Here is a 10846-nt window from a genome sequence, read left to right on the forward strand (position 1 = left end):
GGGCAAATTCTGCCATAGTGAGATGGATGAATATCCCGCACTGCAAAACCTGCCCGTTCGCGAGTTAACCCCCCAGGACCTAGGGCAGACAGACGCCGTTTATGGGTCAATTCAGCTAATGGATTGGTTTGATCCATAAACTGGGAAAGCTGAGAGGACCCAAAAAATTCCTTAATCGCTGCTACTAGGGGTTTGGGGTTGACCAATGAGGCTGGGGTAAGGGTATCGGATTCTGAAACGGTCATCCGTTCCCGAATAATCCGCTCTAGGCGATTTAGTCCCACCCGCACTTGGTTTTGCAACAGTTCACCAACAGAGCGCACTCGGCGATTTCCTAGGTGGTCAATATCATCTGTGCTACCAATGTCAAATTCCAGGTTGATTAGGTAATCAATTGCCCCGAGTATGTCTTGGGGGGTCAATACCCTTACGGTGTCAGGAATATTCAGTCGTAGTTTTTTATTGATTTTGTAGCGACCGACCCGACCTAGGTCATAACGCTTCTGGTCAAAGAAACGGGATTCCAATAACTGCTGACCACCACTAACAGTGGGAGGTTCCCCAGGACGCAGCTTGCGGTACAGCTCAAGTAGGGCTTCTTCTTCACTGGGGTTCCCTTCTTTGTCAAGGGTTTTTTGATAGTAGTCTGGGTGGCGCATAGCATCTATAATTTCACTATCACCAAGCCCCAAGGCTTTTAAAAGCACTTGTGCAGACAGTTTACGGGTTTTGTCGATGCGCACCCACACTAAGTTATTTTTATCGGTTTCAAACTTCAACCAAGCACCCCGGTTGGGAATCAAGGAGGCTGAGTAGGTACGACGTCCGTTTTTATCAGTTTCAGACTTGTAGTAAACTCCAGGAGAGCGAACAATTTGGTTAACAATGACTCGCTCAGCACCGTTAATGATAAATGTGCCTCGGTCTGTCATCAGAGGCAAATCACCGATGAAGACTTCTTGTTCCTTGATCTCCCCAGTTTCTTTATTAATCAGGCGGGTATGAACGTACATTTGTACGGCATAGGTACTGTCTCGCCGCTTGGCTTCATCCACATCATATTTAGGAGACTTAAGCCTGTAGTTTTTACCCAAGAAGTGCAGCTCCATTTTGCCAGTGTAGTCGGTAATCGGCGAGAAGCTATTGAGTTCTTCAATTAGCCCCTCCTCCAAGAACCAGCGAAAGCTAGCACGCTGAATTTCAACTAAGTCTGGCAACATATAGGTAGCTGTTGTGTAAGTCTGATTAGTCATGGGGTCTGTTCTTCACTCTTTTTAAGTCAGCGCCGATTTTGATTCCCTTCCCAAGGCAGTACTTGTACTTGAACAATTGCTTAAAACTTGGGTTCGAGCTAATAGATACTAGATCAACTGTTAGAATTGACACTCCCACAGATAAAGTAAACGTGGAATTCTTAAGCTGAACACCTGCGACCTCAGGTAACCCTACTCTAGGTATAGGATGTTCATAGTTTTGAATCAAATGGCTTAGAGTGCCTTTAATCTTCAACTTCTCGCGCATCCATCTGTGGGATTTTAAACCATGTCTATTACTAGATTGACAGAAACTCAGGCATCAGGAAAACAACAAAAACACTATACTGGACTATACTGGACTTGGAGTAATTGCTCCCAGTGCTAGTTGTGGTTTTTACACTTGTCACCGTCGATGTGCCCTGCCCTACACATGGGTTGTGCTTAGGGTGTGCTTAGCTGGAGACTAAAACCGTTGTGGGGCTTATCGTTGGGTTAGTTGTCTTCAGAATACCTAGGGTAGCATCTGATTCCACTTTTGTCAACCATCCCTCGGTAAGCCTCTTCCAAAAGTACTATTCAAAGAGTCGGAGAGTCGGATTATTTCCTGTTATTTCCTCTTATAGGTGTTCACCGCAAGCCTAGGAGTCTCCGCATTATTCTCTTTCTACTGAACCATAGCAGAGTAAGGGATTTGAGATTATCAAGAACCTACCTTTAGGTTTTCCCCTTTCAGGTCTGGTTGAGATTTACCCAATCCCTATTTTTCCAGCAGTTGCTGTTGATAGGCTAAGACCAAAAAGCTGACAGGCATTTTGGGTGGTCTGAGCAGCCAACTCTTCTAGAGATATCCCTCGTAATTGGGCAACGCACTCGCCTACATAGCGGACATAGGCTGGTTCATTTCGTTTTCCTCGCTTGGGGACTGGTGCAAGGAACGGACAATCCGTTTCGATGAGTAGGCGATCGCTAGGTACCATGGTGGCTGATTCTTTTACCTGAGTGGCATTCTTAAAGGTCACAATGCCACTGAAGCTTATGTAAAATCCCAAATCCAAAAACCACTGTGTCTGTTGAGGATTACCTCCCCAACAGTGCATCACGCCTCTTATTGATCCGGTACTTTGCCAAAATTCTTGCAGTATGCCCCTCATTTCTGCAGCAGCGTCACGGCAGTGGATAATCAGTGGCAAGCCGAGTTGGTGGGCAATCCCTAGTTGGGCTTTGAACACTTCTATTTGGTGTTGTTGGTTCTTTGCTTTATAGAAATCCAAACCCGTTTCTCCAATAGCTACGACCCTAGAATCAGAGCGCGCTAGGGTCAAAATCTGATTTTCCGTTTCGGAAGTCCATTTTTCGGTATCTAAGGGGTGCAAGCCTACCGCAAAGGAGAGTTCGGGAAATCGCTCTGCTAGAGCTTGGATGCCTGTAAACTCAGACGGTTCTACGCAAGAGTGAACTAGACGAACCACACCAGCTTCTAGCCATCGGTGCCGTAATTGCTCTAACTCCGACTCAAAGACATCGAAGTTGATATGGACGTGGGTATCAATCAACTGCATCAATACAGTTTTTAATCTATTTATCTAGTTTTAGTTTAATTTACAGCGGTTTTTGCTCAACTAATCACCACTTAGCGCTCCGCCAGGTGAGGCCTGGCAATCTGATCATACAGCAGGTGATTCGGTCACACTAGCGTTAAGTTGAGCCTCTATAGCTTTGAGCTTTTTGGCAAGACTTGCTTTTTTCCGAGCGCCATTATTGCGATGGAGCACCTTACGCTTGACAGCCTTGTCAATTTTGCTGTATGCTTCTGACATTCGACGTTTGACTTCTTCCAAGGCTTCCGGACTTGGTTGGCGTTCGTACTCTTCTAAGGCAGCACAATAGTTCTTGGTCAGCGTTTTCACCGCTGATTTGTAGGCTTTGTTCCGAATTCGGTTCCGTTCGGCGATTTTTATGCGTTTGAGGGCAGAATTGTTATTAGCCACAGCAGTGTTTACTTAACTTATATTTAGTTTGGGAGTTACATCCCATATAAAATGGTATGATACCAGAAATAACATCATACCATATATAATACTAAACTAGTATCAACACCCATAGCGTAACCCAAGCATCACCCTCTTTAAGCTATATTCTTAAAGTAAGTCCAGGAAACATAGACACCTTTGATCAGGATAAGTGTATAAACCTGGTCTAGGACGAGCAACACTAGCGTGATGGGCACTCCGACTCCATGCTGCGAATCATAACTGAGCAGGCTGAGGCACAAACTGAACTGCGACGTATCCGCGATCGCACGGCTTCTGACCAAATGCTGAACAAAGAGGCAACTGTAAGGGAAGTTTTACAGGCAGTGAAGCGCCAAGGAGACGTAGCGCTCCTGCACTACACTGAGGAATTTGATCAGCTGAAATTGAGTCGAGAACAACTGCGAGTCAGCGGTTCGGAACTAGATGCGGCTTACCAACAGGTCTCCAAGGAATTACTGGATGCGATTCAATTAGCCGCCAGACAAATCGAGGCATTTCATCGACAACGAGTTCCCAAATCCTGGGTGCAATTTGGTGAAGATGATGTGGTTTTAGGGAAGCGCTACACTCCTGTAGATAAGGCTGGACTATATGTTCCTGGAGGTAGGGCGTCCTATCCCAGTACTGTGTTAATGAATGCTATTCCAGCCAAGGTAGCTCAGGTTAAAAAAATTGTAATGGTCACCCCACCAAGACCTGATCAAAGCATTAATCCGGCTGTGCTTGTGGCTGCTCAGGAAGCTGGTATTGATGAGATTTACCGGGTAGGTGGTGCCCAAGCAATAGCAGCCTTAGCCTTTGGGACCGAAACCATTCCCAATGTGGATGTGATTAGCGGTCCGGGGAACATTTACGTAACCCTAGCCAAGAAACTGGTTTACGGTATTGTAGGGATTGACTCCCTGGCTGGTCCTTCTGAGGTATTAATTATTGCAGATCAGGGAGCTAATCCAGTTCATGTGGCTGTCGATCTATTGGCTCAGGCAGAACATGACCCAATGGCAGCAGCAATTCTCCTGACCACTGATGCTCAATTAGCCAAACAAGTGCAGGTGCAAGTGCAGCAGCAACTAAAAGACCATCCACGACGCCTGTTGACAGAAAAAGCGATCGCTCACTATGGTCTAATCGTTGTTGTTGATTCTTTAGAAGTGGCAGCACAACTGTCTGATGAGTTTGCTCCAGAGCACTTAGAACTAGAAATTACCCAACCTTGGGACTTACTAGACTATATCCACCACGCTGGGGCAATTTTCTTGGGTAAGTCAACCCCTGAAGCAGTAGGTGATTACTTAGCTGGACCAAATCACACCCTACCAACTTCAGGTGCTGCTCGTTATGCTTCTGCCTTAGGTGTGGAAACCTTTATGAAGCACTCCAGTTTGATTCAGTATTCCGACCGAGCCCTCCATAAAGTGGCTGGTGCTATTGAGACTCTTGCTGAAGCAGAAGGTCTACCATCTCACGCTGACTCTGTGCGCTTACGAACTCAGCTTAATGCTGGGGAGTCAAAGGGAGTAGAAAAATAATATAACAATCATCTAGTTAAAGCTATGTCAGTACTCAGGTAGTTACTGATTGCCCAGAATTTAGAATTTAGAATTTAGAATTAGTTGATTTTTCATTCTTAATTCTTAATTCTTAATTCTTCATCCTTAATTCTGTATTGTTACTGTTTAGCACGGAAAATCCCAAAAACTGAGGTGAAGCCGTGCAAAAACGTACTACTGCCTACTGGTCCAATTTCCCCGTTACAGAAGAAGCCCGCTAGCTGAATATCCTTGATGTAACGGTGGAACATTTGGGAATCAAAATTAGGTTTACCGTAAAGCCCTTCTCCTCGCCCCAGACAGGAAAACATCAAAGCACCAGCAGCTTGAGTGGTGTTAGTTTGCTTTTGATAGTCCTCAAGAAGAAGTGCCAAGTCTTCCTCTGAAGTTTGAGCATCTCTGAGGTGGAACTGAATACGTTGACCGGGTCGAATCCGATCAGCAATAGCGATCGCACCAATCCTCGGATCTACACCTAACAGATTGCGGATCAGAAAGTCTCCGGGATCCAACTGTTGTTTAAACTCATCTCGGGCAACTCCCACAAAGAGTGAATGTTGTGCCAGCTTACGGTCTGCCTCATCCATACTTTGGATTAACTCGCGCAACACCATTAATGGGGGATGGGATGCTGGCTCAGCGGTGGTGATCTTGCCTGGCTCAAGGGCTGTCAATTCCAGCAGGATATTCTGGTCTGCTTTAGTCACCTGATAGGTTTGACCGATAGGACGACAGCCTTGAGCAACAATGGTTTCTAATAGAATATTGCCGCTTAGAGCAACCCCCACAGTTCCTTCATGGTAAAGAGACTTTGCCACTTGGGTCTGGTCTTTCAGGCAAAACAAGCCATTCTTAACCATCATAGAGCTACCACTAGCCACTCCTCCTACCTTGACTGACCCTGGATAAGCATAATCCAACCCTTGGAGCAAATCATTAATTTTAGATGACGAGGGGTCAGAGAATAAAATAAACTGGGGCTGCTCTTGGGGGGAAATGCCAATCAAGTCCACCCAAGCATCAGGAGGACTATCCAAATCTGGCAAGGCATCTCCAGAGATATGAAAGCTCTGGACACTAACATCAGGCAAACAGGCTAGGCTGAGGCTTAGGGCTGGTACTCCCTCAACTTCCACAGGTAACCCATTGGTGTTCATCCCAATGATGCCACTCCCACCACAACCAATCAGCACGGGTAAAGACAATCGTTCCTGGAGCAGGGGGATGAGGCGAGGATACTCACTGGCATAGGCAGATGAGATGAACACCAGACCCAAATCTGCTTTTGAAGGCAAGGACTTTTCAAGGCAGTCTGCCACTTCGGCCACTGCCGCTTCTAATGATGCACGGGTTGATAGAGCATTTGCCCACTTGATCACATTAGCCATCTATTCTACCTATTTCACTCCCGATACCATTCCCTATTGAGGGGATTGGCCACTCCTCAAGGTTTTATGATAACGGTGAATTACCACAGACTTCCACTAAGCCTTACCTGATAATGACCAGAGGATTTGTTGTGGGACACTAAAATTAATATAACGTAATCTAAGTTAGTGTTTATCCAAAGAAGCGCGTTAGCGCGGTTAGAAACTGTTTTTCTTAAGGCGCGCGGCTCCTTAAGAAATCTCCCTAGATCTGCCTAACTATCAATCGTTGCCATATTAGCCATCCCCTCTACTGCAATTTAAGGGTAACAATTCCTAATATAGAGGGATAAATCAGACAGGATCCCTTAAATTCGCAGTTCCTCTAACTCGAAGTCCTTCCTCAAGTCAGCCATGGTAAGAAGGGTAATGGCTAAAGGTGACTTCCACCCCAACCACCCTATTAAGTTAGCCCGGTGCGCTTGACCCATTAAGAATTAAATTCCCATGATTGTCGCACCGCTATGTCAAGATCTGTCGATTAAAAGGGGAATGGGTTAAGAGTTATATAAGTGGTGTAAGCGATTAGGGGGTAAGGGAAAATTGGGAGAACCTTAAAAAATAAAGAACAAATTTGTGTTATAGCATGTCTTTTGCTTTAACCTAAGAAATTAGAGTAGCTAATTGTAGCGCTCTTAGTTAATTCCCTGGTAATTTCTGGTTAATCCAGAATTTCCTAGCTAAGATGCAGGTAATGGACATTAGTCCGCTGGTTGTAATGGTCACGACACCTACGAATCACCGCCAGTTCGTAGCCCTGTCCCTAGTAGTTAATGTCCCTAGTAGTTAAGGTGAGGGAAACATGTGCTGCTAGCCCAACCACCCTTTACAACATTGTCTTGATGCAGTCGCTCATGGGGGAAACCCCCGCAGGTCGGCGCTGCATCGCTGCCGTTCCCGGAAGCGGGACGAAGTCCGGCAAACCTTACCCCTGATAGGAGTTGCACAAAACCTAAGCAACTAAGTCGGCTTGTCAACGAAATTACTAGTTATTAAGCCTCCTATCGTTAACAATTTTGCTAAGCGCGGTTGGTGACTACTACCCATCCTATCAGCAAAATAAAAATAGACATAATCAAGTTATAAAAGCGAAAGACAGATGAGCGAATTACAAGAGAAAATAGACCAAGAGCGTGAACAAGCTAGAGCCGTTTGTGATACTGAAGGGGCGTCTTCAGCAGAATGTGCAGTAGCTTGGGATAACGTAGAAGAACTACAAGCAGAGGCTTCCCATCAGCGGCAAAATACCGAGCCCAAAAACTCCCTTGAGCAGTACTGTGATGATAATCCTGACGCAGCTGAGTGCCGGGTATATGACGACTAGACTCTAGGATTGTTCTGCCAAATACTCTGCATAAGGGTAGCAGGAGGGAATCCCCCGGTGCGCTTTTCGTTGGCGAATTTAATTCGCCACGGGTGTCACCGCTATTATGGTTTCCTCCTGCTACCCTTTTTGGTGGCGTTACTGGCCTGATGCTTTCCTTGGCTTTGTTTCTAGATTTCCAGTATGGGCATTGGTGAAATAACATAGATCAAGGTCATTTCGGCAACAAGCAATGCAAGATGAAATTATTCAATTACTGGTTTGGATGGACTACCGTTTGGCAGTTCTGTTCACAGTATTTATCCCCTTGATGCTGCTAATTTGGGCATTTTTCCAGAAAGCAGATGCGATGGTACGGCTGTTGATTATCTATTGGCGTGTTTCCAGTCTCCTAGCGATTACAGTTTACTTGTTGATTGTCGGTTGGCCGATTGCTTATGTGTCTGCTTTGAGCTCCCGTATTCTAATCCCGATCTCCCTGTGGTTTTGGATTGACTTGAATGAGGAGATTGATGATAGACCAGCTACTCCCTTGAAGCTAGCACTGACATCTTGGCGTTGGGCAATGACTATTTACTGTACTCTGGGGACAATTGCCAGTATTCCATTTCTACGTTGTGCCTTTGTCCCAGGAGCAATCACATCTGGATTTTGTCAGGTGTTGAGGCAGCCGCCTTTGTTATTCAAACAGTATTTCCATGCTGGTTATACCCCTGGATTTTTGGGTTTTATGGGAATGGTGGGATTATTCTTTTATGTCCTTTACTTAAGCTATTTCGTTCTGTTTCGACTCGGCAAACAAGGACGATCAGCTATTGAACCATGAAATGGGTTATGGCTTTGGATTTTGTAGGGCAGTAGCATCTTCTTTGAGACTCCCCACGGCGCTTATGCCGGGGGAGTCTTGGTTCAAAGGAGGTAAGCCTATGGGCGCTCGCGCACGCTGCGCGAACAGCACTCAGGGGTCAGCCGTCAGCCGTCAGCCATTCCCGTAGCGTGCCGGTAGCGCATAGCCTGATAGCTGAATACTTACCAAAATAAAGATTGATTAACGGATTCGGAATTCTACTTAACCTACAGGTAAATCGCGCTAATCAGATTTTATGGTCACCACCAGTACGATAAAGCTAAACCGTTTATCATATCCTGCTAATAGGCAACGCCACAACTAAAAACTAACAACTGACAACTCACAGATGATGGATTCCATTGGTAGGCGTCTAGAACAATACACCATCAAACGCCCAAAAGAAGTATTGATCGTTACCGCACAGATCGCTGGTGAACAGGATCAAATTGCTATTTTTAAAGGTTTTTCCAGTTCTTTAATGCGCCCGACATCCTTTGACCCAGATGTAGCGGTCTTACCACCACAGGCAAAGATCATTAGCATAGATCGAGTGGCTGCTCCCTATAATCCACAGTCTCCTCGTTATCTTCACCAAGGACTGAGTTTGGAAACTATGGAAAAGTTGTTGGAGAATGCTGGTGTTTAATTCAGGATCATTGCCAGGTGGTGGCTGCTAAGTTCCAAGGGAAGAAGGTAAATTTTGGTAAAGTTTTGCCCGAAGGCCCTTGGGAGCTAAGTGTATTTGGATTTAGTTAGTTAATTTTGATAAAGTCTTGCCAGAAGCCTAACAGGGGTAAATCTAGTTTGATCTAGTTAGTCAATGGTTGAGTAAATCTTTGATAAACTCTGGCCAAAGCGCTCACAGGGCTATATGTACTTGGATCATAATCTGAATGTACTTGGATCATAATCTGATCACAAGCATGTATGGGATCACAACTATGGGTTGGATGTATTGATGAATATCTACCAAAGCAAAATAAAGTGTTATTCTCCACAGTGAGTGTGTAATGTGAGGAAATTGAAATTATGGTTACATCCCCTGTCCGTATCCAGGGATGGAATAGTGCTGAGTTCTCATCCAAGAATCAGCCAATGAACTGCCCCAATGTCAGGTTACCTTGGCAACCCCTAACTCTACCGACAACCCCATTATTCGGTACCGATGGCATTCGGGGACGAGCAGGAACATTGCTCAGTGAAGATTTGGCTTTACAAGTGGGTTTCTGGGCTGGTCTGGTGTTACAGGAATACTCAGCTGTACCAGGACCGGTGATTTTGGGGCAGGATTCGCGCAACTCTAGTGATATGTTGGCAACAGCCTTAGCTAAGGGGCTGACTACAGCAGGTCTAGAGGTTTGGCACCTGGGATTATGTCCCACTCCCGGTGTTGCCTACCTGTGCAGTGCTACAAGTGCCATCGGGGGTGTGATGATTTCCGCTAGTCATAATCCTCCAGAAGACAATGGGATTAAGTTTTTTAGCGGGAAAGGCACTAAGCTATCTCAGGAGCTGCAAAAGCATATAGAAGCTGGATTGAGGGGTTTTACTGATCAGGGTGTAGTGAGTAAAACCCAAGGGAAGTATCACTATCGCCCAGGGTTGGTCACCGATTATGCCGCAGCACTTCATTGTCCTCTGAAAGGAGTGACGAATTTACAAGGGATGAAGATTGTGCTGGATTTGGCTTGGGGGGCAGCAGTGCGACTCTCAGGACAAGTATTTGAGCAGTTGGGGGCACAAGTCATTTGCTTACATGACCAGGCAGATGGCGATCGCATTAATGTCAATTGTGGCTCGACTCACCTCGAACCCCTCAAAGCTGCGGTAAAAGAATACCAAGCAGATCTTGGGTTTGCGTTTGATGGTGATGCAGACCGATTGATGGCAGTAGATGCCCACGGTCGGGAGATCAATGGAGATTATATCCTCTATTTTTGGGGTCAAACCTTACGTGCTGCCCAAAAGCTACCAGAAGACCTAATGGTCGCAACGGTAATGGCAAATTTAGGATTTGAACGAGCCTGGAAGCAGTTGGGGGGTAAATTCCTACGGACAGCGGTCGGAGATCAGCATGTCCAAGCTAAAATGCTCCAAACTGGAGCTATGCTAGGGGGTGAGCAATCGGGACATATCATCTGTCACCATTATGGTCTGACTGGGGATGGCATGTTAACTGCTTTACATATAGCTTCTTTGGTGCATGAATCTGGGATGACCTTAGGGCAGTTAGTAGACCAAAGTTTCCAGACTTATCCCCAACTGCTGCGTAATGTCAGGGTAGAAGACCGAGAACGCCGACGTGGATGGCAAGAGTGTGAGGCGATCACGAATGCGATCGCAAAAGGGGAAGCAGCCATGGGAGACCAAGGTCGAATTCTGGTTCGTGCTTCTGGTACTGAACCC

The 10846-nt window shown here is 45.8% G+C and carries 9 protein-coding genes and 1 pseudogene; 6 read left to right on the forward strand and 4 right to left on the reverse strand.

Annotated features, from left to right (window positions below; genetic code table 11):
* The 3 genes and pseudogenes from F6K57_RS30945 to rpsT all read right to left on the reverse strand — a co-directional run.
* Window positions 1–1253, reverse strand: a pseudogene (locus tag F6K57_RS30945) (DNA-directed RNA polymerase subunit beta); the annotation flags it as partial.
* Window positions 1254–2002: 749 nt separating this feature from the next.
* Window positions 2003–2815 (reverse strand): TatD family hydrolase, encoded by an 813-nt coding sequence (locus tag F6K57_RS30950; protein WP_293071989.1) that lies wholly within the window; start codon window positions 2813–2815, stop codon window positions 2003–2005.
* A 105-nt stretch (window positions 2816–2920) separates the two neighbouring features.
* Window positions 2921–3244, reverse strand: a complete 324-nt coding sequence (gene rpsT, locus F6K57_RS30955) for a 30S ribosomal protein S20 (protein ID WP_293071990.1) — start codon at window positions 3242–3244, stop codon at window positions 2921–2923.
* Window positions 3245–3492: 248 nt separating this feature from the next.
* On the opposite strand from rpsT, the gene hisD reads away from it, so the two are divergent.
* A complete protein-coding gene (hisD, locus tag F6K57_RS30960; protein ID WP_293071991.1) occupies window positions 3493–4818 on the forward strand; it encodes a histidinol dehydrogenase in 1326 nt (441 codons plus the stop codon).
* 140 nt (window positions 4819–4958) lie between these two features.
* Here the strand turns inward: hisD and F6K57_RS30965 are convergent, their stop codons facing one another.
* Window positions 4959–6227 (reverse strand): FIST N-terminal domain-containing protein, encoded by a 1269-nt coding sequence (locus F6K57_RS30965; protein WP_293071992.1) that lies wholly within the window; start codon window positions 6225–6227, stop codon window positions 4959–4961.
* A 1138-nt stretch (window positions 6228–7365) separates the two neighbouring features.
* Here F6K57_RS30965 and F6K57_RS30970 point away from each other — a divergent pair.
* The 5 genes from F6K57_RS30970 to glmM all read left to right on the forward strand — a co-directional run.
* Window positions 7366–7590: a Calvin cycle protein CP12 gene (locus F6K57_RS30970; RefSeq protein ID WP_293025744.1), complete on the forward strand. Its 225-nt coding sequence runs from the start codon at window positions 7366–7368 to the stop codon at window positions 7588–7590.
* Between the two features lie 232 nt (window positions 7591–7822).
* Window positions 7823–8416 carry a DUF3177 family protein gene (locus F6K57_RS30975; protein WP_293025742.1) on the forward strand — a complete coding sequence of 198 codons (594 nt, stop codon included), beginning with the start codon at window positions 7823–7825 and terminating at the stop codon, window positions 8414–8416.
* The gene (locus F6K57_RS30980; RefSeq protein WP_293042649.1) at window positions 8406–8585 is read left to right on the forward strand and encodes a hypothetical protein; all 180 of its coding nucleotides are present in this window, start codon (window positions 8406–8408) and stop codon (window positions 8583–8585) included. Before F6K57_RS30975 ends, F6K57_RS30980 begins: the two co-directional genes overlap by 11 nt.
* 201 nt (window positions 8586–8786) lie before the next feature.
* Window positions 8787–9086 carry a hypothetical protein gene (locus F6K57_RS30985; RefSeq protein ID WP_293025738.1) on the forward strand — a complete coding sequence of 100 codons (300 nt, stop codon included), beginning with the start codon at window positions 8787–8789 and terminating at the stop codon, window positions 9084–9086.
* Between the two features lie 383 nt (window positions 9087–9469).
* On the forward strand, window positions 9470–10846 hold a 1377-nt coding region (glmM, locus tag F6K57_RS30990; protein WP_293071993.1), incomplete at its 3' end, for a phosphoglucosamine mutase.

This window comes from Moorena sp. SIO4A5 (assembly GCF_010672005.1).
In the GTDB taxonomy this organism is placed as follows: Bacteria; Cyanobacteriota; Cyanobacteriia; order Cyanobacteriales; family Coleofasciculaceae; genus Moorena.

Coding starts and splice junctions, on each gene's coding strand:
- F6K57_RS30950 (WP_293071989.1), bottom strand. CDS start 2,815: ATGCAGTTGATTGATACCCACGTCCATATCAACTTCGATGTCTTTGAG.
- hisD (WP_293071991.1), top strand. CDS start 3,493: ATGCTGCGAATCATAACTGAGCAGGCTGAGGCACAAACTGAACTGCGA.
- F6K57_RS30965 (WP_293071992.1), bottom strand. CDS start 6,227: ATGGCTAATGTGATCAAGTGGGCAAATGCTCTATCAACCCGTGCATCA.
- F6K57_RS30970 (WP_293025744.1), top strand. CDS start 7,366: ATGAGCGAATTACAAGAGAAAATAGACCAAGAGCGTGAACAAGCTAGA.
- F6K57_RS30975 (WP_293025742.1), top strand. CDS start 7,823: ATGCAAGATGAAATTATTCAATTACTGGTTTGGATGGACTACCGTTTG.
- F6K57_RS30985 (WP_293025738.1), top strand. CDS start 8,787: ATGATGGATTCCATTGGTAGGCGTCTAGAACAATACACCATCAAACGC.